A 22,198-nucleotide genomic window follows, 5' to 3' on the forward strand; every position below is an offset into this window, starting at 1 on the left:
CACTGTTGCGGCCGCACAATCGGCCGAACGACATACACCCGCGTCAGCCCACGAACACGACGCGGGTCCGGAGAACGATGTCCTGCAACGACTTCCGCTTCGGCGAGAGGGCCACCCATGCGAGGCCGAACGGGAAGGCGACACAGAACAGGGCGCGCGGGACGATCCGCACCACGGGGACCCTGGCGCCGGACGTGGTCGTCAGGCGGAGTCCGAGGAAGGCGTAGCCGACGGTCCGGCCGGTGACGGACCAGCACAAGAGCAGGTACAGGACCGACGTGACGAAGAAGCCGGTGGCGGTGAAGATCCACAGGACGGCCGGGAAGTGGAACTCTCGCACGTCGACCGCGAACATGATCATCGCCGCCGCGAGGTAGCCGATGCCCATCAGCAGGATGACGACGGCGAAGTCGATGCCCGCCGCGATCGATCTGGTGACGATGCCCGCGTCGCGGATCTCGGCCGGAGCCGCGGTGTCAGTCATTGCCCTGCTTCCGTCCGAGCATGCGTCCGACGATGCCCTCGATGACGTCGTCCGCGCGTTCGCTTCCGCTGCGCACGTCGGAGATCATCTCCGTGGTCACGGTGGTGCTCGCGCCGCGCACCACCGACGACATGTCCACACCGTCGAGCAGCGCGTTGACGTCGACGCGGTCGAGGACGGCGTCGAGGTCGAGGTCGGCCAGGAGCGCGTTCAGGTCGATCCGCTCCAGCAGCTTCGGCAGATCCACCTGGTCGAGGACAGCGTTGATGTCCAGGCGGGCGATCAGCCGGTTCAGGTCGACGGTGTCGAGGACGGCGTTGATGTCGAGCCCGTCCAGCAGGCGGTTGACGTCGACCTTCCCGATGAGGGCGTCGACATCGAGGGTGCCGACGATCCTGTTGAGGTCGATCGCGTCCATCAGGACCTGCGTCGCGTCGATCTCCTCGGTGAGGAACGTCAACGCCTCCGACAGCACGAACCGCACGGTGCTGCCGGGCACCGAGACGGCCTTGCCGACCGTCTCCGACACAAGCTTCGAGATCATCCCTGGATTCTGTCAGATGCAGCGGGACCCCGGTGCGGCTGTCTCCAGCCGGACCGGGGTCCCGTCACAACATTCGCGTTGCGCGAACGCCTTACAGCTGCTCGAAGAGCTCGCGGGCGAGGCGAGCGGTTTCGCTCGGGGTCTTGCCGACCTTGACGCCTGCGGCCTCGAGGGCCTCCTTCTTGGCCTGCGCGGTGCCGGAGCTGCCCGACACGATGGCGCCTGCGTGACCCATCGTCTTGCCTTCCGGCGCGGTGAAGCCCGCGACGTAGCCGACGACCGGCTTGGAGACGTTGGCCTTGATGTAGTCGGCCGCGCGCTCCTCGGCGTCGCCGCCGATCTCGCCGATCATGACGATGAGCTTGGTCTCCGGGTCCTGCTCGAACGCCTCGATGGCGTCGATGTGGGTGGTGCCGATGACCGGGTCGCCGCCGATGCCGATGGCGGTCGAGAAGCCGAGGTCGCGGAGCTCGTACATCATCTGGTAGGTCAGGGTGCCCGACTTGGACACGAGTCCGATCGGGCCCTTGCCGGTGATGTTGTTCGGCGTGATGCCGACGAGCGCCTCACCGGGGGTGATGATGCCGGGGCAGTTCGGGCCGATGATGCGGGTCTTCTCGCCCTTCTCGACGTTGTACGCCCAGGCGTACGCCGAGTCCTGCACGGGGATGCCCTCGGTGATGACCACGAGCAGCGGGATCTCCGCGTCGATGGCCTCGATGATGGCGTCCTTCGAGAAGGCCGGGGGGACGAACGCGATCGACGTGTCGGCTCCAGTCTTCTCGATGGCCTCGGCGACCGAGGCGAAGACGGGGAGTTCGACGTTGTTGCCGTCGGCGTCCACGTGCGACACGGTGGTGCCTGCCTTGCGGGCGTTGACGCCGCCGACGACGTTGGTGCCGGCCTTCAGCATCAGGGCGGTGTGCTTGGTGCCCTCGCCGCCGGTGATGCCCTGGACGATGACCTTGTTGTTCTTGTTCAGGTAGATCGACATGTTCGTGCTCCTACTTGCTCGCCAGCTCGGCGGCCTTGTCGGCGCCTTCGTCCATGGTCTCCGCCAGGGTCACCAGCGGGTGGTTGGCCTCGGCCAGGATCGTGCGACCCTCCTCGACCTTGTTGCCGTCGAGGCGGACGACGAGCGGCTTGCTCGCGCTGTCGCCAAGCTTGGCGAGTGCGCCGACGATGCCGTTGGCGACCGCGTCACACGCGGTGATGCCGCCGAAGACGTTCACGAACACGCTCTTGACCTGCTCGTCGCCGAGGATGACGTCGAGACCTGCGGCCATGACGTCGGCCGATGCGCCGCCGCCGATGTCGAGGAAGTTGGCGGGCTTCACGCCGCCGTGGTTCTCGCCCGCGTAGGCGACGACGTCGAGGGTCGACATGACCAGACCCGCGCCGTTGCCGATGATGCCGACCTGGCCGTCGAGCTTGACGTAGTTGAGGTCGTTCTCCTTGGCCTTGAGCTCAAGGGGATCGGTCGCGTCGACGTCGGCGAACTCGGCGTGGCCCGCCTGACGGAACTCGGCGTTCTCGTCGAGGGTCACCTTGCCGTCGAGCGCGAGGATCTCGTCGTTCGGGGTGCGGACCAGCGGGTTGACCTCCACCAGGAGGGCGTCTTCGGCGACGAAGACCTCCCACAGCTTCTGGATCGTCACCGCTGCGGCGTCGAGGACCTCGGCCGGCAGGTGGCCCTTCTCGGCGATCTCACGTGCGAATGCCAGGTCGACGCCCTTGACGGCGTCGACGGCGATCTTGGCGAGGCGATCCGGCTTGGTCGCGGCGACCTCTTCGATCTCCATGCCGCCTTCCACCGAGCACATCGCCAGGTAGGTGCGGTTGGCACGATCGAGGAGGAACGAGATGTAGTACTCCTCGGCGATGTCGCTGGCCTCAGCGACGAGGAGCTTCTTGACGACGTGGCCCTTGATATCGAGCCCGAGGATGTTATCGGCGTGCGACTGTGCGTCATCAGGGGTCGCGGCGTACTTGACGCCTCCCGCCTTGCCACGGCCGCCGACCTTGACCTGCGCCTTGATCATGACGGGCTTGCCGATTTCCTCGGCGATCGCCCGCGCATCGGCGGCAGTATCGGTCACCCGACCGGGTGTGGTGGGTACCCCATGCTTGGCGAACAGTTCCTTCGCCTGGTATTCGAAGAGATCCATTCAGCTCACCATCTGAAGTAAGTTTTTTGCCCGCTCGGTGTAGCGCGGGCCATCTCGGACTCTAATCCTGCCGCGTGGCCCACAGCCAGGCAGCCCCAAGCTTGTGCCCCATCTCACTGACTTCGTGCGGAAGGTGGACTTAGGGCGGACACTTGAGTTACCGTCGTGAAGGTTGGTAACGGGATGGTCACGGTCCCGGGAACGCGATACGAGGTGAGACGCACTTGACGGCACGGAGCGGCATGTACGCCGAGGCTCAGGCCTCGACCTCGGTCGACGCACCCCTCACCCGCGACATCCCCGTTCCCTCCCGCAGCCTGCGACTGGGCCTCGGCGTCGACGATCGGATCGACTCGAACGTCCGCACCACGGAGATCCCCGTGGCCGACGACGACGAACTCCCCGTGACGCAGTCGGCGCTCGTCGCATCGCGCACCGAGACCACATCGACCGGGCGGCATCGTCTCCGCCCGCCGTCGTCGGCGCTGAAGGCACGCACCGCACTCGTCGCGATCGCCGCGGGCGCCGGAGCCGTCGCCATCGTCGGATCGGGCGTCGACCAGGGCGCGCCCGCGGCGACCACTCCCGACCCCGTCGAGGCGTCGCCCGTGCTGGCGTCGTCGAACGCCGACGATCTGGGCCCCGGCGTCACCGACTCGGAGTCGACGACCGACCTCAGCACGTTCGCCGATCAGCTGGTTCAGGGCTCCAAGCTCGCAGCGGCGAAGGACGCCGCCGACGCCGCGGCGCGCAGGCCGACGGTCGTGAGCCCCGTCTCGCTCGGCGTCTACAAGCTCACGTCCGCGTATGCGCCTCGCTGGGGAACGTTCCACGGCGGCCTCGACTTCGCGGCCCCGCTCGGCACACCGATCCACGCGGCGACCGACGGCGTCGTCCTCAAGTCCGGTCCGGCCTCGGGCTTCGGCAACTGGATTCAGGTGAAGGCGGCCGACGGCACCATCACCGTCTACGGCCACATGGCCGCGTCCGGCCTCAAGGTCAAGGTCGGCGACCACGTGACCGCGGGCGACGTGATCGCCCTCGTCGGCAGCGAAGGCTTCTCCACCGGCCCCCACCTGCACTTCGAGGTCTGGATCCCCAAGGGCGGCTCGTACGTCAAGATCGACCCCGCGCCCTGGCTCGCCAAGCGCGGCGTGATCCTCTCCGCCCTCGTCGGCTGAGCGCCCCGAAGATCGGTCCGAACATCGAGGTCCGGTGGCATATTGCCACCGGACCTTCGTCGTTCGACCGATGTCGGGGAGTCGCTATGCCGAGCGCGCCTTGGTCAGGGCCTGCTCGAGGGAGTCGAGCATGAAGTCGGCCTGGGCGTACGAGGAGATCTGACCGAGGCCGAGGGACTGGACGGTCTTGCCCGATCCGGCGAGGAGCGGATTGTTCACGAGTGCGGTCTGCAGTTCGTCGAACTTCCTGTCGAAGTCCGACACGACCATCACGATGTCCGCGTCGAGGAACGAGCCGAGCTTCTCCGACGACGACTCGAACTCACCCGGATTGGTGTCCGGCGATGTGCCGTCACCGGTCACCGACGGCGCGAATCGCACTCCCGCCGCGGTGAACAAGGTGCCGACCATCGACTTGGCGCCATACGCGTACAGATTGCCGCGCTCGTACGAGTCGAGGACGGTCACCGTCTTCGATCCGAGGACGTCGGCGAAACGCTTCTTGATGTCCTCCTGCCGAGCGGTGAGCGCGGCGTCGAGCTGGGCGATCTTGTCCGAGGTGCCGAGGATCTCGCCCGCAGCCTTCGAGCGGCCCTTCCAGTCGGGCCTCCCCTTGCCGCTGACCTGCATGATCGCGACGGGCGCGAACTTGGCGAGTTCGTCGTTGAGACCGGGCTCGACGAAGTCGACGGAGACGAAGAGGTCGGGGTTGTGCGACGCCTGCGACTCCGCGGACGCGTCCATGTCGACCTTCGCCGGAATCGCCTGGTACGCCGCGCGGTTCGCGGTCGGGACGTTCGACAGCGGCAGCTCTTGAGCGGCGACGATCCGGTCCCCTCCTCCCGCCTCGATCAACGACTGCGTGGCCGCGTTGAAGATCGCGACGATGCGCTGCGGGTCGGACGGGACGGTGTACTCCGTGCCCTGCACGTCGACGGTCCGGTCGCCGCCGACGTTCTCCGTTCCCGAACTGCATCCGACCAGCACCACGGCCGCCAGTCCTGCCGCGGCCGCACTCATCAATCCTCTACGCATGCACTTCTCCTTCTCGATCCCGACGAACCCGGACCAGCCGGACTCAATTAACTGAGGCTAAGCTAATCTGAACCGCGTGCGAACACAACTGCGTGCGAGTCGACGGCAGACCGCCACGGTCTGCGTCCTCGTCGGCGCCGTGCTCGCCCTCGTCGTCGCCAGTCTGTGCATCGGAGCCCTGCCGACCGCGCCCACGACAACGGTCCGGATCCTGCTCGACGGCCACAGCCGCATGCCGACGCCGGAGGAGGTGGCGATCCTTCACTTCCGCGTCCCCCGCACCATCGTCATCGCCCTCGTCGGGGCGGCGCTCGGAGTGTCCGGGGCGCTCGTCCAAGGCCTGACCCGCAACACGCTCGCCGACCCCGGCCTGCTCGGCATCTCCGCGGGGGCGTCGCTCGCCGTCGTCGTCGGCGTCGCCTACCTGTCGGTGTCCACGGCCCTCGGGCAACTGGCGCTCGCCTTCATCGGCGCCGCCGCGGCGTCGGTGGCCGTGTTCGCGCTCGGCGGAGCTCGGGGACGCGGAACGTCGCCGATCACCCTGGTCATCGCGGGTGCGACCGTGAGCGCGTTCCTGGTGGCCGTGACCACGACGCTCGTCCTTCGGAGCCCCGACACCGTCGACCGCTATCGGTTCTGGACCACCGGATCGGTCGCGATCACCGACTACGACTCGTTCGTGCCCGCCATCGGATTCCTCGCCGTCGGCTTCCTGCTCGCCGTCATCTGCGCGCCGGGACTCAACCTGCTGACCATGGGCGATCACGCCGCCCGATCGCTCGGACTCGATCTGACTCGGACCAGGATCCTCACCGTCGTCGCGATCACGTTGCTGGCCGGGGCCGCTACCGCCATCGCCGGTCCCATCGCGTTCCTCGGTCTCACGGCGCCGCATCTGGCGCGCACGTTCACCGGCCCCGACTACCGGTGGGCCGTCCCGGTGTCCGCGCTGTGCGCCACCGCCGTGCTGTACGTCGCCGACATCGTCGGCCGCGTCATCGCATTCCGCGAGATCCCCGCGGGAATCATGATGGTGGTGGTCGGCGTCCCGTTCTTCCTCGCCGCCGTCCGACGCTCCAGGTTCGTGCAGCTGTGACCGGGCGACGTCTGCACTCCCTGCACACGATCTCGGTCGGCCGGATCTCGATGATCGTCCAACCGCGCGGCATCGTCGTGACGGCGATCTGCGCGGCGATCCTCCTGATCGCGGCCGGCGCGGCGCTCATGCTCGGCGAGCCCACGATCCCGTTGTCACGGGCGTACGACGTGATCACCGGCGGCGGGGCCGTCGGCGACCGGGTCATCATGCTCGACCTGCGGGCCAATCGGACCATCGTGGCCGCCCTCGCGGGTACGGCCCTCGGGCTGGCGGGCGCTCTGATGCAGACGGTGACGCGCAATCCCCTCGCGAGCCCGGACATCCTCGGGATCACCGGCGGGGCTTCGGTCGGCGCGGTCACCGTCATCGTCGCCAACGGCGGACCGGCCGTCGCCCCCTGGACCATCCCCCTCGGCGCGCTCGCCGGAGGAGCCGCGATCGCCGCCGTGATAGCCCTGACGTCCGCCGGCCTCGACCCGCTGCGCCTCGTCTTGTCGGGTATCGCCCTGTCCGCGCTGTGCTCGGCAGGCGTCACCTTCCTGCTGTCGTACGTCGACGGCGACGTCGCCCACACCGCGATGTCGTGGCTCGCAGGCACGTTGAACGGCCGAGGCCCGCAACACATCTGGCCCCTCGTCATCGGCCTGACCGTCGCCGTCTGCGTGCTCGCCCCGCTCGTCCGCCACATCGGGCTGCTTCCGCTCGGCGTCGCACGGGCCGCGACGATGGGTGTGGACACCGCGCGGACCGAACGGATCCTGCTGTTCACGTCGGTCGTCCTCGCCTCGCTGGCGACCGCGGCCACCGGACCCATCGGCTTCGTGGCGTTCGTGGCGCCGCAGATCGTCCGCAGCATCGTGCGCAGTCCCGCTCCGCCGCTCGTCGGCTCGGCTCTCGTCGGCGGGATCATCGTGGTGGTCGCCGACACCGTGGCCCGCGCGGCCATCCCGTGGTCCACGCCGATCGGCGCGGTCACCTCGGTCTTCGGAGCGCCCCTGCTGATCTACTACATGTGGAGGTCCACTCGTGTCTGAGTCGCCGTTGCACGCCCACCGGCTGACCGTCGGTTACCGGGACCGCGTCGTCATCCGCGATCTGACTGTCGACGTGCCTGCCGATTCGTTCACGATGATCATCGGCCCCAACGGGTGCGGCAAGTCGACGCTGCTCAACGCCTTCGCCCGCCTGTTGGCGCCGTCGACGGGTCGGATCCTGTTGAACGGCGACGACATCGCCCGCCTGTCGGCGAAACAGATCGCCCGACGACTCTCGATGCTTCCGCAGAGCGCGATCGTGCCGACCGGCGTCAGTGTCGCGTCGCTCGTCGCCCGCGGCCGGTTTCCTCACCAGCGGATGTTCCAGCAGTGGACCGCCGAGGACGAACGCGCCGTCACCGACGCGATGGCCGCCACCGAGACCACCGATCTCGCCGACCGGTTCGTCGACGAACTGTCCGGTGGGCAGCGCCAACGGGTCTGGGTGGCGATGCTGCTCGCCCAGCAGACCGACGTGATGCTGCTCGACGAGCCGACGTCGTTCCTCGACATCGCGCATCAATTCGATCTCCTCGAACTGCTACGCACCCTGCACGAGCAAGGCCGCACCCAGGTTGTCGTGTTGCACGACCTCAATCAGGCGGCCCGCTACGCGACGCATCTGATCGTGATGAAGGACGGGGCGGTCGTCACCACCGGCCGCCCCGACGAGGTGATCACCGCCGACCTGGTGCGCGACGTCTTCGACCTGGACGCCATCGTCGTGCCCGACCCGGTCACCGGCACCCCGTCCGTCGTCCCACTCGACCCGAGGGGCGCTCGAGACAGACCTTAGAGCTTCTCGCCGGGAAGGCCGCCGACGGTCATCAGGGTCACGCGGCCGACGTTGCCGCCGAAGTCGAAGGTGATGCGTTCGGTGACGCCGCTCCCCTCTTTCGCGACGGCCTTGCCCATCCCGAACTTCGGGTGGTTCATCCGGTCGCCGATCTCGTAGTTCACCTGCTTGTTGCGGCCACGCGTCGGATCGGACGAGTACGACGACCGTCCGCGCAGGCTCTCCCCGCCGAACGACGACCCGCCGCCCGACCCGTATCCGAACGCACCGCCGCGCGAGCCGAACTCACGCGGCGCGCGACGCGGCTCCGTGCGTCGCCAGTCGATGAGGTGCTGCGGGATCTCCTGCAGGAACCGCGACTCCGGGTTCGACACCGGCTGTCCCCAGGACGCGCGCGACATCGCGCGGGTCAGGTACAGCCGCTGTCTCGCTCGAGTGATCCCGACGTAGGCCAGGCGTCGTTCCTCGCTGAGTTCGTTCGGGTCGCCGAGCGCCCGCATGTGGGGGAAGTGCCCGTCCTCCCAGCCGGTGACGAACACGACCGGAAACTCCAGTCCCTTCGCGGTGTGCAGCGTCATCATCGTGACGACGCCCTCCCCCTCGTCGGGCACCTGGTCGGCGTCGGCGACGAGCGACACCTTCTCCAGGAACGCGGCGAGCGACCCGGGTTCGGGTTCGCCCTCCTCGGCGGGCGACGGCGCCTCCGGGTCCAGATCGTCGCCGGAGTCGGCCGATTGGGCCGCTTCCAGACTGAAGTCGCGGGCTACGGCGACGAGTTCGTTGATGTTGTCCAGGCGCGCGCCGTCCTGCGGGTCGTTCGACGCCTCGAGTTCGGCGCGGTAGCCGCTGCGGTCGACGATCGCGTCGACGAGGTCGCCGATGTCGGCGCCCTCGGTCGTCGCGTCGGCGACCGCCACGTCGGCGTCGCCGCCCACCGCGCCGAACGCCATGAGGTAGTCGCCGCGGAGTCCCTCGATGAGTTCGACGAACCCGGTGATCTGCTTGACCGCGCGCGTGTTCAACAACGCGACCCGGCCCTCGGTGGCGTCGATGAGCGCCTGGTAGAAGCTGACGCCGAGGTTCTCGGCATGCACGGCCACGCATGCTTCGGCGCGGTCGCCGATCCCGCGGCGCGGGGTGTTGAGGATGCGACGCAGGCTCACCTGGTCGTCGGGGTTGGCGACCACCCGGAGGTAGGCGACGATGTCGCGGACCTCCTTGCGCTCGTAGAACTTGGTTCCGCCGACCACCTTGTACGGCATGCCGTGGCGGACGAACACCTCCTCCAGTGCCCGCGACCCGGTGTTGGTCCGGTAGAACACGGCGATGTCGGAGTACGTGTGGCTGGCCGAGCCGCCGATCGAGTAGTCGACGAGTTGTTCGATCTCCTTCGCGATGAAGGCGGCCTCGTCCCGATCGGAGTCGGCGACGTAGCCGACGATGAGTTCGCCGTCGCCCGAATCGGTCCACAGTCGCTTCTCGCGGCGTCCCGAGTTCCGGGAGATGACGGCGTTCGCGGCCGACAGGATGGTCTGCGTCGACCGGTAGTTCTGTTCCAGGAGAATGGTCTCGGCGTTCGGGTAGTCGCGCTCGAACTCCTCGATGTTGCGGATCGTGGCGCCGCGGAACGCGTAGATCGACTGGTCTGCGTCGCCGACAACGCACAGTTCGGACGGCGGGACGCCACCGTCGGTCGGCTCCTCGCCGACGAGTTCGCGGACGAGGACGTACTGGGCGTGGTTGGTGTCCTGGTACTCGTCGATGAGGACGTGCCGGAAGCGCCTGCGGTAGTACTCGGCGACCTGCGGGTGGCGCTGCAGCAGCGACACCGTCTCACCGATGAGGTCGTCGAAGTCGAAGGCGTTGGCCGTGGAGAGACGGCGCTGGTACTCGGCGTAGATCTCGGCGATCGTCTGCGCGGTCGGGTCGGGCTGCTCACCGGACGACGCCTGAGCGGCGGCCTCCTCGGGGGCGACGAGTTCGTTCTTGTGATTCGAGATGACGGTGCCCACGCCGCGGGGACTGAACTTCTTCGGGTCGAGATTGAGGTCGCGGATCACCATGCCGAGCAGGCGACGGGAGTCGTCGGCGTCGTAGATGGAGAAGTTGGAGTTCCGGTCGCCCAACAGCGCCGACTGCGCGCGCAGTATCCGGACGCACGTCGAATGGAACGTCGACACCCACATGTAGGCGGCGCGCGGTCCGACGAGGTCGATGACGCGTTCGCGCATCTCCGCCGCGGCCTTGTTGGTGAACGTGATCGCGAGGATCTGCCCCGGTGTGACGTCTCGCTCGGCGAGCAGGAACGCGATGCGCCTGGTGAGGACGGCCGTCTTGCCCGACCCGGCGCCCGCCACGATCAACAGCGGAGCACCCTGGTGGACGACGGCCGCCCGCTGCTGCGGGTTGAGACCGTCGAGCAGTTCCCGACCGCGGTCGGTCAGGTCCGCGTCGGAGGGGCTGGGGGCGGGGGTCACAGAGGTCTTCATCGCCCTGCCAGGCTACCCGCGACCCCCGACATTTCAGGGCGCGAGGCCCGCGACCACAGCGAGTCCCACCCGGCCCTCGCCGGTGTGCAGGCGCAGCCCCGGAGTCACCGGGCGGATGTGCAGGCCTCGACCTCCGCCGTCCACCCGGACGTAGACCACGTGGAGCCCGGCCTCGACGTCCACTCGGACCGGCTCTCCGCCGTCCAGTCCCAACTCGATCTGTCCGTCGATGTTCGCGCAGTACCCCAGCTGGACGGTCCACATGATGTCGAAGAGCGGTCCGTCGAGTCGCAGGACCTGCGGTCCGCCGATGCCCGGTGCGCGACACGTCCCGCGGCTCTCGGCGATGGTCCGCGCCCGAGTCACGCCGCCGGGGACGGCCCTGCCCGTCGAATCGAGGACCACGAGGCGGTCCGTGACGACGCCGAAGTCGGGCCGGTCGCGGAGCCGCCCGAACACGTGACTGAGCTGATTGTCCGGGTAGGCGACGGGCAGCAGCACCTCGATGGGGAGCTGCTGATCGAACATGACGTGCCCCGCGTTGTCGGCCATCGCCTGCCGCGCGTTCGCCAGGTAGGCCCCCGTCGGATCGTCGCGCCAGGACTGTGAGAACGACGCGGTGCCCACCATCGACGACAGCACGAACACCGCGGAGGCGGCGACGGCCGCGACCGCCAGGCGTCGGTCGGGCGCCACCTTGACGGCGTGGGTTCCACCAGACGACGGCGCCGCGGCGATCAGGGCGAACCCGAGCGCGAGGACGAGCGCGGTGTCGGGCAGGTGCTGCAGGGTCTGCGCCAGCTCGAGGCTCGTGAAGGCCCCGCTGCGCAGCCACATCGTCGGGAACTGAACACCGACCGCGTAGACGGCGACGAACGCCCACACCGCGACCACACCGCGTCTGGCCCGGACCGTCAGGACCACGAGCGTCACCAGGATCAGCCAGCCGAGGACGATCATCCAGATCGGCGTCGACCCCGTCGGGGCCGACGGCGCCCACCGGTCCCACAGCCACGGACCACCGGTGAACGACGGGACGATGCCGTTGTTCACGGTCCGCCACACGAGCCTCACGGTCTGCGACATCGAGTGGCCGTCGCCGAACGACGCGGTCGCGGCGAACACGCCGCCCCAGGCGACGACCAGCGCGCCCATCGCCGCCCACAGCCACCTCGCGCGTCCGAACGCGGCCGCGATCGGGGATCCGTCCGACGACGCCCGAGCGGCCAGCACCGCCACGACGAACGCGACCGGCGCGATCACGAACGACTTCTCGAAGAACAACAGCCCGGCGGCGAACGCCCCGGCCGCGCCGATCGTGAGCCGCGTCGCGCGGGCCCCGGTCGGGCGGTCACGGACCAGCACGACAGCCGTGCCGACGACGTACGCGAGGGCCGCCTGGAACGGCAACGTCGACAGGCCCGTCGACCACCACACGTACGACGTGACGGTCATCGGCACGAAGAGGTAGAACGCGAACGAGATCAGCGCCCCGCCGCGGGCGTCGGGCGCGATGATCCGGATCGCCCGCCACACCGCGAGAGCGGCGATCAGTTGCAGCACCACGAGGGTCACGGCCGGCAGCCACCACTGGACGGGCGCGATGACAGTCGAGATCCCCCCGAGCAGGTATGCGGCGGGCATGAGATGACCGTCGTCGCTGACTCCGAGGAAGTCCCAGCTCAGGATGTCGTGGGTGGACGCCTGCCCGATGAGGATCAGGTCGTCCCCGTAGAAGTCGCCTCGTAGGACGAGCCACGCCCGAACGATGGTCTGCGCCACGATGAGTGCGGCGGCGGCTGCGGTGAGCTTCCTGGCGTCCAGCATCCCCGTATTGTCGCGCACCGACCGCCCCGCGCCGACCGCGGACACGCCTCTCGGGCGGCATGGCAGAATCCTCAGATGTGAGCGAGCCAACCGAACCTGCCAAGGACCTGGGCGTCGACGGTCTGAGCACCGATGTCGCCGACCTGCCGGACGACATCGACGCCCTGCGCCTGGAGATCGACCGGATGGACGCCGTCATCCTCGCCGCGGTCCAGCGACGCAGCGCGGTGTCGAAGAAGATCGGCGCTCACCGCATGGCGACCGGCGGTCCCCGCCTCGTCCACAGCCGCGAAGTGAAGGTCCTCGACCGCTTCTCCGCGCTCGGCTCCGAGGGCCACACCCTCGCGATGCTCCTCCTGCGTCTGGGCCGCGGTCCCCTCGGTCGCTGACCGCCGCACCCTGCCCGCGCCATGAGCGAACATCCACCCCGCCCGCGCCTTGAGCGAACGGAGTGAGTCGAAAGGTCCACGACGCTCCACACCCCTGCCTCATCTCGCACCGCCCTGCCTCAATCTGTCCTACCTGCCTGAGCTCAGGCAGGGGAGTCAAGTTGAGGCAGGTAAGTGCGAGATGAGGCAGGTGAGTCACGTCGCATGAGGCGACGAGGCTCGTCACCGCAGGCTGTCCAGGCGTCATTTCGCCGAGTCGGGTGCAGCGTCACGGACCTTTCGACTCACTCCGTTCGCTAATGGAATGGACTGAGGTTGCCGACCAGAGTTGGCAGACTTAGTTGAGGTAGCCAGCCTTCGGGTGAGCACTTCAGCTCGCTAATGGAATGGACTGAGGTTGCCGACCAGAGTTGGCAGACTTAGTTGAGGTAGCCAGCCTTCGGGTGAGCACTTCAGCTCGCTGGGTCACTGTTCGTGAGCCCTACCTTGAGATCGTGCCCCCGAGGGCTTCGCCTGACGAGCATCTGATTGCTGCTGGGATGACGTGCCGACCCACCCGCCCGGGTGTGGTGTGAACACTGCGCCATTAGTCCGCAACCCGCTCGCCGGACCCCGGCTGCCGACCTCGGGCGGCACCGACGTCCGCCAGAGGAAGGAAACGAGCAGCAAAGGGGAGGTCGAGGGACATGTTGTTTGTAGGAGACGACTGGGCCGAAGACCATCACGACCTGGTCGTGATCGACAATAGTCAGAAGGTCTTGGCCCGAGCCCGGGTCCCCGAAGGCCCCGCCGGGATCACCGCATTCACCGACGTCGTGGCACGAGCTGCCCTCACGACAGTCACCAGCGACGACGACCTCGACGACGACGCTCTCGAGGTCATGGTCGGTATCGAACTCAATCACGGGCCCTGGGTCCAGGCACTGGTCGCCGCTGGATACTACGTGTTCGGAGTCGATCCGTTGCAGGCCAAACGGTTTCGTGAGAGTTGGTCAAACTCGAAAGCCAAGAGCGATAGCGGCGATGCCCTCGGCCTGGCGGAATTGGTCCGCTCCCGGCACCGTACGCTCACCAAGATCGGTGCCGACTCCGAAGGATCTGCTGCAATCCGCATTCTCACTCGTGAACACCAACGCGCGGTATGGGACCGCACTCGTCAGACCAATCGTTTACGGTCGACGTTGCGTGAGTACCACCCCGCGATCGTCGCGATCGCCGCGAAGTACGACCTCCCACTCCACGACAAGACGATCCTGGGGCTGGTGACGCTGGTACCTACCCCTGCTGCCGGAGCGAGGATCACTGTGCGGCAGGTACTTCCGCTCCTTGCTCGTCGCCATGACAAGGACGCCAAAGCCGCCTGGATCGTGCAAGCGTTGCGGCAACGGCAACTACCGATCGGCCCGGAGATCGCCGAGGCCTACGCGATCACTGTCCGGGCAGCCACGCGTGTGATCGCCTCCGCCTCCAGTCACATCGCAGAGCTGGAGGAGCAGGTGAACGCCCATTTTTCGCGGCACCCCGATGCTGAGATCTACCTCAGTCAACCTGGTATCGGCCAGGTCATCGGGGCACGCCTGTGCGGTGAATACGGCGACGACTCCACTCGCTTCCAGACGGCGAAGGACCGCCGGAACTTCGCCCAGACCAGCCCGCTCACCCGGCAGTCAGGAAAGCTGCGGATCGTCTGCGCCCGCAAGGCCGGCAACGACTGGGCCCTCGACGCCGCGGTACGGCAGGCCAACGCTGCGATCATGCACGACAAATATGCGTATGCCTACTACCGCAAGCAGCGTGATCGAGGGATCAACCACAACGCCGCGCTCCGCCAACTAGCCAACAAACTGACAGGAATCCTCCACGGCTGCCTAGCCCGACACCACCCGTACGACCCCGCGATCGCATGGGCGAACGCCGACCTCAAGATCGCTGCTTGACACGTTCCCGTTCTGGGATGTCTCAAGGAACAGGCGGGGCCGCCGTCGGCTCACCGAGCGGCGGGGTCAGCCGCGGCGGCCGCGGTGCGAGCGGTACCAGCGGACGAGTGCGTCGGTCGACGAATCGTTCTGCTGCGCGGGCGGGTCGGCCTGCGAGACGACGCCGAGGAGAGCGCTCGCCTTCTCCTTGCCCAGTTCCACACCCCACTGGTCGAAGGGGTTGATGCCCCAGATCATCGCCTTCACGAACGTCTCGTGCTCGTAGAGTGCGATGAGCTGACCGAGGACGGACGGGGTGATCTGCGGCGCGAGAATCGTCGTCGACGGTCGGTTGCCCGGCATCACCTTGTGGGGGACGAGCTCCGGGGGAACGCCTTCGGCGGCGATGTCCTCGGCGGTCTTGCCGAAGGCGAGGACTTCGGTCTGGGCGAAGAAGTTGCTCATCAGGACGTCGTGCATGGAGCCGCCGTCGACCGTCTCCCGGTCGTCGGTCGGGATGGCGAAGCCGATGAAGTCCGCCGGGATCAGCCACGTGCCCTGGTGGAGCAGTTGGTAGAACGCGTGCTGCCCGTTGGTGCCCGGCTCACCCCAATAGATGGTTCCGGTGGCCGACGTGACCGGCCTGCCCGTCTGGGTGACCGACTTGCCGTTCGACTCCATCGTCAGCTGCTGCAGGTACGCGGGGAAGCGGGCGAGGTCGTCGGCGTACGGCATGATCGCCTTGGTCTGCGCGCCCCAGAAATTCGAGTACCAGAGGCCGATGAGCCCGAGGAGGGCGGGCGCGTTCCTCTCCAGCGGCGCCGTGCGGAAGTGTTCGTCGACGAGGTGGAAGCCGTCGAGGAACTCGTCGAAGCGGCGGCGGCCGATCGCGATCATCAGCGACAGACCGATCGCCGCGTCCAACGAGTAGCGGCCTCCGACCCAGTTCCAGAAGCCGAACATGTTGTCGGTGTCGATGCCGAACTTCTCGACCTCGTCGCCGTTGGTGCTGACGGCGACGAAGTGCTTCGCGACGGCCGCCCGGTCGCCGTCGAACGCGCCGAGCAGCCAGCGACGGGCGCTGACCGCGTTGGTGATCGTCTCCAGCGTGGTGAAGGTCTTCGACGCGACGATGAACAGGGTGGTCGCCGGATCGCAGTCGTCGAGGACCGACACCAGGTTCGACGGGTCGATGTTGGAGACGAAGTGGCACGAGATCCGCTCGTGCCGATCGTGGCGCAACGCCTGGTAGGCCATCGCGGGGCCGAGGTCGCTGCCGCCGATCCCGATGTTGACGACGTCGGTGATGGGCCGGCCGGAGTGGCCGGTCCACGAGCCGTCGCGGACGCGGTCGCTGAAGTCGCCCATCGCGTCGAGGACCTCGTGGACGTCGGCGACCACGTCCTGTCCGTCGACGACGAGATCGTGCTCGCGCGGGAGTCGGAGCGCCGTGTGCAGCGCCGCGCGGTCCTCGGTGACGTTGATGTGCGCCCCCGCGTACATCTCGTCCCGCTTCTCCTCGAGTCCGGCCTCACGGGCGAGGCCTGCGAGGAGTTCGACGGTCTCCGCCGTGATCAGGTGTTTCGAGTAGTCGATGTGCAGGTCCGCGACGTCGACGACGAGCGATCGACCGCGGTCGGGGTCCATCGCGAAGAGTTCTCGGAGATGCAGCGAGTAGACGTGCTGCTGGTGCGCGGCGAGTGCATGCCACGAGACGGTCGCGGTGATGTCGAAGTCATCACCATTCTCAGGGTGTCGATTGACGGGGCCCAACATCTGTTCACCATATGCGGTCGCGCTGTGACGCGGCTGACCGCCTCGGACCATTCGTCGCGTGATCACATCGCGCTCCCATCGATCGTGACGGGATCGTGACGTCCGAAGCGCCCGAATACGTGTTATCACTTTAGTCACCTCAGTAACTTCAGCCCCATTGACCTGCGGGATCTCATCGGAGGACACCCATGCGCATTCGTCATCGCCTGACGGTCGGCGTCGCCGCATGCATCGCCGCGACAGCGTCTCTGATCGCGGTGCCCGGCGTCGCGTCGGCGGCGCCGTGCGGCACCGCGAACGCGGGCAACGGCTCGTCGCTGCCGTTCCTGCCGACGGGATCGCTCGGCGGCGACGAACCGGGGCCGACCGCCGAGGGACCGCAGGGCAAGCTCCCGACCTACAACGACGGCACGTCGGCGATCATCTCGTGGGTCACCGGCCCGCGCGGCCCCAATGCGACGTTCAGCCGGTTCGGGATCTCCGGCACCGACCTCAGCATCGCGTGGGACAACGGGTCGGGGCAGACGCTGATGGCATTCGGGGACACCTTCGGCGACTGCACCGTCGCAGGCAAGCAGTGGCGGCACAACGTCCTGCTGCGGACCGACGACACCGACCTCTCGAACGGTCTGACGGTGGCCGACGGCGTCCCGGGCGACGTCACGTCCGGCGCGTCCGTCGCCGCGGGTTCGCCGCGCTTCGCCCGTCAGATGATCGGCGCGATCGGCTGGCCCGGCGTCGAGGTGACGACCATCCCGACCGCGGCGATCTCGATCGGCGGCAAGCAGTACGTGAACTACATGTCGGTCCGTTCGTGGGGATCCGCGGGCGTGTGGGACACCAACTTCTCGGCGATCGCCGTGTCCTCCGACAACGGTCAGACCTGGGTGACGGACCCGTCGACCCTGCGCGTGAACAGTCCCGTCGCCGTGCCGCTGCCCGACGGTTGGCCGTCCGTGCGTCCCGACGACGCAAAGTTCCAGCAGGGCGCCTACGTGGAGGGCCACGGGGCCGACGCCGGGTGGATCTTCCAGTACGGGACCCCGAACGGGCGCTACGGCGCCGCGTACGTTGCCCGCTTCCGGCCGTCCGACGTGCTGAACCTCTCGGCGTACGAGTACTGGACCGGGTCGACCTGGTCGTCGAACGTCGACGACGTGCGGGCGATCGTCGGCGCACCCGTCACCGAGATGTCGGTCGCGTGGAGCGCCTACCTCGGCAAATACGTGATGGTCGACAGTCCGCTGAACGTGCATCTGCGGACGGCCGACCGCCCGCAGGGCCCGTGGAGCCTGCCTCGACCGCTGTTCCCGTCGACGATCGGCGTCTACGCGCCGATGATGCTTCCCAGCTCGCCCGCTTTGCGCGGTACGGGCCCGGAGCTGTACATGAACGCCTCGCGATGGGGCGACTACAACGTGCTGCTGCTCCGCAGTCGACTTCGGCGGTAAGTCCACCGACCGGACGACACTCGCGTAAGAATGGCACGTGTCGGAACACGACACACGACCGCAGCCCCCGACCGAGGATCCGCCCATGCGTCGACCGTCTCGTCTGTTGTCCGCCATCGGTGTCGGAGCCGCCGTCGCGGCGTCTCTCCTCGTGATCGGCCCGCCACCGGTCGCCGACGCGTCGGGCGCGTGCAGCAACTCCGGCACCGGCGTCCGCCTCCCCTTCGCCACCGGTTCGCTCGGCCTGCCGCGCGGTGGATCCGCTCAGGGGCCGCAGAAGCCGCTCCCCGCGTTCGACAACGGTCGCAGTCGTACCGTCTCCTGGGTCACCGGCCCGCTGAGCCGCAACCGAACGTTCACCAACTTCGGGATCTCCGGGACCGACGTCGGCGTCGCGTGGGACAACGGTCGCGGTCAGACGCTCCTCGCGTTCGGCGACACCTTCGGCAACTGCCTGCATCAGGGCCTCGGGTGGCGCAACAACACCCTGCTCCGTTCCACCGACCGAAACCTGGCGGACGGCCTCACGCTGCAACGGACCGGCTACGCGGGGCCGATGTTCGGCGCGCTCGGATTCAGCGGTGTCGAGAAGACCAAGATCCCGACCGCGGGCGTGTCCATCGGTGGCCGCCAGTACGTGAACTTCATGTCGGTCCGCGCCTGGGGCCCGCCGAGCGTCTGGTACACGAACTACTCGGCGACGGCGGTCTCGTCGGACAACGGGCGGTCGTGGACGACCCCGCAGTCGACCGTGCGGCCCAACCTTCCGTGGAATCCGATCGACTCGGTGTTCCAGCAGAGCGCGTACGTGAAAGGCGCGGGAGCCGACGCGGGCTGGGTGTACCAGTTCGGAACTCCGAACGGGCGATTCGGCAACGGGTACGTCGCCCGCTTCCGACCGTCGGACGTGACGAACCTCGGGCGATACCAGTATTGGACGGGATCGCGCTGGGGCGGTCCCGGCTCGCGGCCCGCACCCGTCGTCCGCGGCCACGTGACCGAGCTGTCCGTGCAGTGGAGTCCGGTGCTGCGCAAGTACGTCATGCTCGACAGTCCGAACGGTGTGCGCCTGCGGACGGCGCCGCATCCGGAGGGCCCGTGGAGCGCTGGCGTGCGGATCACGCCGCCGAGCCTGGAGCTCTACGCTCCGATGATGCTGCCGTCGTCGCCCGCATTGCGTGGCACCGGCCCGCAGTTGTACTTCAACGCGTCCCGCTGGGACGACTACAACGTCGCCCTGATCGAGACCCGCATCCGCTGACCTGCCCTCCCCGAGCGCACCCTTCCCGGCTCTCCAAGCACACCCTTACGGCTCCTCGCGCGCACCCCTCCCGGATCCTCGAGCGCAGTCGAGAGGCCTACTTCAGCAACCGGGACATCCGCCGGTCGGCGAGGACCTTGCCGCCGGTCTGGCATGTCGGACAGTACTGGAACGACCGGTCGGTGTACGAGACCTCGCGGACGGTGTCGCCGCACACCGGACACGGGAGCCCCGTGCGGGCGTGGACGCGGAGTCCGGTCCGCTTCTCGGACTTCATGGTCGCGACCTCGCTGTCCTCCAGGCGCGCGGTCGCGTCGAGGAGGACCGACCTGGCGGCGCCGTGGAGCGCGTCGATCTGCTCGTCGGTGAGGTTCTTGGCGGTGGCGAACGGCGACAGCTTCGCGGTGTGGAGAATCTCGTCGGAGTAGGCGTTCCCGACGCCGCAGATCACCCGCTGGTCGGTGATCAGGTTCTTGATGCGTGACGAGTGCGCGCGCAGGATCGCGCCGAACTCGTCGCGGGACACGGCGAGGACGTCCGGTCCGAGACCCGCGATCCGCTCGACGTCGGACGTGTCGCGGACGATCCACGCGGCGAGGCGCTTCTGCGTCCCGACCTCGGTGACATCGAATCCCTCGCCGGGCAGGCCGCAGTGGACCCGCAGCGCGATGGGGCTCTTGCCGCCCGGCTTGAGCGGTCGCGGCGACATTCCACCGCTCCACCGCACCCACCCGGCCCGCGACAGGTGGATCACCAGATCGATCTCGCCGTCGTCGCCCGCGGTTCGGATCACCAGATACTTTCCGATCCGGTCGACGGCGGTCACCACGCGTCCGGGCAGGGCCGTGTACGGCGGGTCGGCCGTCTTGAGCACCGACAGGGATGCGACGTCGACCCGACGTATCGGCAGTCCCGCCATGCGCGAGTCGAGGTACGCGGCTATCGCGGAGACTTCGGGGAGTTCCGGCATGCCACCAGTGTTCCGCACGGGATGTGATTTGGTTAGTGGATGACTGATCGCTTGTCGGACGCCGAGCTCGCCGCCCGCATCGCGGTCGGCGCGGGCGAGGTCTTGACCGGCATCCGGCACGGCGACCTGTTGGGTCGCAGGCTGCTCGGCGACGTCGGCGACGCCTTGGCTCAGGCATGGATATCGACGGTGCTGCGGACGCATCGCCCGCACGACGCCGTCCTGTCGGAGGAGGCCGCCGACGTCGGGGACCGAGCGTCGTCGTCCCGAGTGTGGATCATCGACCCGCTGGACGGGACGAGCGAGTTCTCGATGGGGACGTCCGACTGGGCGGTGCACGTCGCGCTCGCGGTGGACGGCAGCCCCGAGGTCGCGGCCGTGTCCCTGCCCGCCTACGGCGAGGTGTTCCGCAGCGACGACGTACCCGTCGCGGACGGGCCGCTGACGGGCCGGCTCGCCGTCTCCAGGTACGGCCACTCGTACCATTCGGCCGCGGTCGCCGATCGACTCGGGATGAGCGAGGTCCGCATCGGATCGGCAGGCGCGAAGGCGATGGCGGTCGTGCGGGGCGACGCCGACGCCTACGTGCACTCCGGCGGCCAGTACGAGTGGGACAACTGCGCGCCGGTCGGTGTCGCCTTGGCCGCGGGCCTGCACTGCAGCCGACTGGACGGCCGGGACATCGTCTACAACAATCCGCAGCCGTACATGCCCGACTTCGTGATCTGTCGACAGGAGATCGCCGCCGACGTGTTGACCGCGCTCAGCATGCCGTGGTGACGCATTTGACGGAGATATCGGACTGGCGGAGAGTATCCCTCTGGTTGTCGGGCGGGTGTCGGTGCCATTCTTGACTCATGTCTGACACGAACGGTCCGCAGTGGCCCACCGGTGATCCCAACAATCCCGGCCAGGATCCGTACGGGCAGCAGCAGTACGGCAAGGAAGCCTACGACCAGACGCAGCAGCATCCGACCGCGGGCCCGACCCAGTACAACGCGGGCCAGCAGTACGGCGCCGGGCCGCAGTACGGCGCGAATCAGCAGTACGGCGCGAATCAGCCGTACGGTGCGGGCCAGCAGTACGGGCAGAATCCGCAGCAGGCCTATGGACAGCCGCAATACGGTCAGCAGCAATACGGTCAGTACCCGGCGTCCGGGCAGTTCGGCCAGTACCCGGGCCAGTATCCCGGCGGGCAATACCCGGGCGGCCAGCCGCCGAGGAACTCGTCCACCGCCGTCATCTGGGTGGCCGTCGTCGCCGCCGTGCTGCTGATCGGCGGCGTGATCACGTGGGCGTTCCTGCACGGGAAGGACTCGTCGCCGGGCCTCGCGTCGAAGTCGTCGTCGACGGAGCCGTCGTATTCGTCGTCGTACGATCCGTACCCGTCGTACTACCCGTCATACACGCCGTCGTACACGTACGATCCGCCGTCGACGACGTACTCGTCGAGCAAGTACTACGGCTCGATCGCGGTGTCGCGCACCACCGGCGACATCGGCTACGCCATCAACTACACGACGCAGAGCACGGCCGTCAGCGCGGCGCTGTCGAAGTGTTCGGCGTCGACCTGCGAGACGGTCGTGACGTTCTGGAATGCGTGTGGCGCCGTCGCGCAGTCGCAGACGAACCTGTACTGGGGCTGGGGCTGGTCGACGACGCGGCAGGGCGCCATCGATCAGGCGACGTCGCACGTCCAGGGCTCGCAGCCGAAGCTGCTGACCGTGCAGTGCACGACCAGCGCGGGCGATTCGCAGGCAGGCGGTTCGCTCGGCTGA

19 protein-coding genes are annotated in these 22,198 nt (G+C 68.1%); 10 read left to right on the forward strand and 9 right to left on the reverse strand.

The window, feature by feature from the left end; all coding sequences use genetic code 11:
• Positions 1 to 43: 43 nt before the first annotated feature.
• From GYB83_RS07390 to sucC, 4 genes are all read right to left on the reverse strand, one after another.
• Entirely contained in the window at positions 44 to 484 is a 441-nt protein-coding gene (locus GYB83_RS07390; RefSeq protein ID WP_161894889.1) for an RDD family protein, read from the reverse strand.
• Positions 477 to 1,028, reverse strand: a complete 552-nt coding sequence (locus GYB83_RS07395) for a hypothetical protein (RefSeq protein WP_161894890.1) — start codon at positions 1,026 to 1,028, stop codon at positions 477 to 479. Before GYB83_RS07395 ends, GYB83_RS07390 begins: the two co-directional genes overlap by 8 nt.
• A gap of 91 nt (positions 1,029 to 1,119) precedes the next feature.
• A complete protein-coding gene (gene sucD, locus GYB83_RS07400) occupies positions 1,120 to 2,022 on the reverse strand; it encodes a succinate--CoA ligase subunit alpha (RefSeq protein WP_161894891.1) in 903 nt (300 codons plus the stop codon).
• Positions 2,023 to 2,032: 10 nt separating this feature from the next.
• A complete protein-coding gene (gene sucC, locus GYB83_RS07405; RefSeq protein WP_161894892.1) occupies positions 2,033 to 3,196 on the reverse strand; it encodes an ADP-forming succinate--CoA ligase subunit beta in 1,164 nt (387 codons plus the stop codon).
• A gap of 224 nt (positions 3,197 to 3,420) precedes the next feature.
• Here sucC and GYB83_RS07410 point away from each other — a divergent pair, with 224 nt between their 5' ends.
• Positions 3,421 to 4,377 (forward strand): M23 family metallopeptidase, encoded by a 957-nt coding sequence (locus GYB83_RS07410; protein WP_228461276.1) that lies wholly within the window; start codon positions 3,421 to 3,423, stop codon positions 4,375 to 4,377.
• Between the two features lie 84 nt (positions 4,378 to 4,461).
• Here GYB83_RS07410 and GYB83_RS07415 read toward each other — a convergent pair whose 3' ends face one another.
• Positions 4,462 to 5,412, reverse strand: a complete 951-nt coding sequence (locus tag GYB83_RS07415) for an ABC transporter substrate-binding protein (protein WP_161894893.1) — start codon at positions 5,410 to 5,412, stop codon at positions 4,462 to 4,464.
• Between the two features lie 76 nt (positions 5,413 to 5,488).
• Between GYB83_RS07415 and GYB83_RS07420 the strand changes: the two genes are divergently transcribed.
• From GYB83_RS07420 to GYB83_RS07430, 3 genes are read left to right on the forward strand one after another with little or no spacing between them, the layout of a single operon-like run.
• Positions 5,489 to 6,508: a FecCD family ABC transporter permease gene (locus tag GYB83_RS07420; protein WP_228461278.1), complete on the forward strand. Its 1,020-nt coding sequence runs from the start codon at positions 5,489 to 5,491 to the stop codon at positions 6,506 to 6,508.
• Positions 6,505 to 7,545, forward strand: coding sequence for a FecCD family ABC transporter permease (locus GYB83_RS07425; protein ID WP_161894894.1), 1,041 nt, complete (start codon positions 6,505 to 6,507; stop codon positions 7,543 to 7,545). Before GYB83_RS07420 ends, GYB83_RS07425 begins: the two co-directional genes overlap by 4 nt.
• Positions 7,538 to 8,341 carry an ABC transporter ATP-binding protein gene (locus GYB83_RS07430; RefSeq protein ID WP_228461280.1) on the forward strand — a complete coding sequence of 268 codons (804 nt, stop codon included), beginning with the start codon at positions 7,538 to 7,540 and terminating at the stop codon, positions 8,339 to 8,341. The genes GYB83_RS07425 and GYB83_RS07430 overlap by 8 nt, the downstream gene beginning before the upstream one ends.
• On the opposite strand, the gene GYB83_RS07435 is transcribed toward GYB83_RS07430, so the two are convergent.
• A complete protein-coding gene (locus GYB83_RS07435) occupies positions 8,338 to 10,830 on the reverse strand; it encodes a UvrD-helicase domain-containing protein (protein WP_161894895.1) in 2,493 nt (830 codons plus the stop codon). The two genes, GYB83_RS07430 and GYB83_RS07435, sit on opposite strands and share 4 nt — an antisense overlap.
• Positions 10,831 to 10,863: 33 nt before the next feature.
• Positions 10,864 to 12,657 (reverse strand): hypothetical protein, encoded by a 1,794-nt coding sequence (locus GYB83_RS07440; RefSeq protein ID WP_161894896.1) that lies wholly within the window; start codon positions 12,655 to 12,657, stop codon positions 10,864 to 10,866.
• 59 nt (positions 12,658 to 12,716) lie between these two features.
• Between GYB83_RS07440 and GYB83_RS07445 the strand changes: the two genes are divergently transcribed.
• Both GYB83_RS07445 and GYB83_RS07450 read left to right on the forward strand, forming a co-directional pair.
• Positions 12,717 to 13,046: a chorismate mutase gene (locus GYB83_RS07445; RefSeq protein ID WP_161894897.1), complete on the forward strand. Its 330-nt coding sequence runs from the start codon at positions 12,717 to 12,719 to the stop codon at positions 13,044 to 13,046.
• A 686-nt stretch (positions 13,047 to 13,732) separates the two neighbouring features.
• Complete coding sequence (locus GYB83_RS07450) at positions 13,733 to 14,983, forward strand: IS110 family RNA-guided transposase (RefSeq protein WP_161894366.1); 1,251 nt, start codon at positions 13,733 to 13,735, stop codon at positions 14,981 to 14,983.
• Positions 14,984 to 15,049: 66 nt separating this feature from the next.
• Here the strand turns inward: GYB83_RS07450 and pgi are convergent, their stop codons facing one another.
• Positions 15,050 to 16,738: a glucose-6-phosphate isomerase gene (gene pgi, locus GYB83_RS07455; protein ID WP_161894898.1), complete on the reverse strand. Its 1,689-nt coding sequence runs from the start codon at positions 16,736 to 16,738 to the stop codon at positions 15,050 to 15,052.
• A 188-nt stretch (positions 16,739 to 16,926) separates the two neighbouring features.
• On the opposite strand from pgi, the gene GYB83_RS07460 reads away from it, so the two are divergent.
• Entirely contained in the window at positions 16,927 to 18,189 is a 1,263-nt protein-coding gene (locus tag GYB83_RS07460) for a glycoside hydrolase family 183 protein (RefSeq protein WP_161894899.1), read from the forward strand.
• Between the two features lie 85 nt (positions 18,190 to 18,274).
• Entirely contained in the window at positions 18,275 to 19,450 is a 1,176-nt protein-coding gene (locus GYB83_RS07465; protein WP_161894900.1) for a glycoside hydrolase family 183 protein, read from the forward strand.
• 97 nt (positions 19,451 to 19,547) lie between these two features.
• On the opposite strand, the gene GYB83_RS07470 is transcribed toward GYB83_RS07465, so the two are convergent.
• Positions 19,548 to 20,420: an Fpg/Nei family DNA glycosylase gene (locus tag GYB83_RS07470; RefSeq protein ID WP_161894901.1), complete on the reverse strand. Its 873-nt coding sequence runs from the start codon at positions 20,418 to 20,420 to the stop codon at positions 19,548 to 19,550.
• Between the two features lie 39 nt (positions 20,421 to 20,459).
• Between GYB83_RS07470 and GYB83_RS07475 the strand changes: the two genes are divergently transcribed.
• Entirely contained in the window at positions 20,460 to 21,200 is a 741-nt protein-coding gene (locus GYB83_RS07475) for a 3'(2'),5'-bisphosphate nucleotidase CysQ (RefSeq protein ID WP_161894902.1), read from the forward strand.
• 77 nt (positions 21,201 to 21,277) lie between these two features.
• Positions 21,278 to 22,198: a DUF4189 domain-containing protein gene (locus GYB83_RS23840; RefSeq protein WP_161894903.1), complete on the forward strand. Its 921-nt coding sequence runs from the start codon at positions 21,278 to 21,280 to the stop codon at positions 22,196 to 22,198.

It is taken from the genome of Gordonia spumicola (assembly GCF_009932475.1).
In the GTDB taxonomy this organism is placed as follows: Bacteria; Actinomycetota; Actinomycetes; order Mycobacteriales; family Mycobacteriaceae; genus Gordonia; species Gordonia spumicola.

Excerpts from the sequence above, each read along its gene's own strand:
- GYB83_RS07440 (WP_161894896.1), bottom strand. The coding sequence starts at position 12,657 with ATGCTGGACGCCAGGAAGCTCACCGCAGCCGCCGCCGCACTCATCGTG.
- GYB83_RS07415 (WP_161894893.1), bottom strand. The coding sequence starts at position 5,412 with ATGCGTAGAGGATTGATGAGTGCGGCCGCGGCAGGACTGGCGGCCGTG.
- GYB83_RS07390 (WP_161894889.1), bottom strand. The coding sequence starts at position 484 with ATGACTGACACCGCGGCTCCGGCCGAGATCCGCGACGCGGGCATCGTC.
- GYB83_RS07435 (WP_161894895.1), bottom strand. The coding sequence starts at position 10,830 with ATGAAGACCTCTGTGACCCCCGCCCCCAGCCCCTCCGACGCGGACCTG.
- sucC (WP_161894892.1), bottom strand. The coding sequence starts at position 3,196 with ATGGATCTCTTCGAATACCAGGCGAAGGAACTGTTCGCCAAGCATGGG.
- GYB83_RS07450 (WP_161894366.1), top strand. The coding sequence starts at position 13,733 with ATGTTGTTTGTAGGAGACGACTGGGCCGAAGACCATCACGACCTGGTC.
- GYB83_RS07475 (WP_161894902.1), top strand. The coding sequence starts at position 20,460 with ATGACTGATCGCTTGTCGGACGCCGAGCTCGCCGCCCGCATCGCGGTC.
- GYB83_RS07470 (WP_161894901.1), bottom strand. The coding sequence starts at position 20,420 with ATGCCGGAACTCCCCGAAGTCTCCGCGATAGCCGCGTACCTCGACTCG.
- GYB83_RS07460 (WP_161894899.1), top strand. The coding sequence starts at position 16,927 with ATGCGCATTCGTCATCGCCTGACGGTCGGCGTCGCCGCATGCATCGCC.
- GYB83_RS07395 (WP_161894890.1), bottom strand. The coding sequence starts at position 1,028 with ATGATCTCGAAGCTTGTGTCGGAGACGGTCGGCAAGGCCGTCTCGGTG.
- GYB83_RS07445 (WP_161894897.1), top strand. The coding sequence starts at position 12,717 with ATGGCAGAATCCTCAGATGTGAGCGAGCCAACCGAACCTGCCAAGGAC.
- GYB83_RS23840 (WP_161894903.1), top strand. The coding sequence starts at position 21,278 with ATGTCTGACACGAACGGTCCGCAGTGGCCCACCGGTGATCCCAACAAT.
- sucD (WP_161894891.1), bottom strand. The coding sequence starts at position 2,022 with ATGTCGATCTACCTGAACAAGAACAACAAGGTCATCGTCCAGGGCATC.
- pgi (WP_161894898.1), bottom strand. The coding sequence starts at position 16,738 with ATGTTGGGCCCCGTCAATCGACACCCTGAGAATGGTGATGACTTCGAC.
- GYB83_RS07465 (WP_161894900.1), top strand. The coding sequence starts at position 18,275 with ATGCGTCGACCGTCTCGTCTGTTGTCCGCCATCGGTGTCGGAGCCGCC.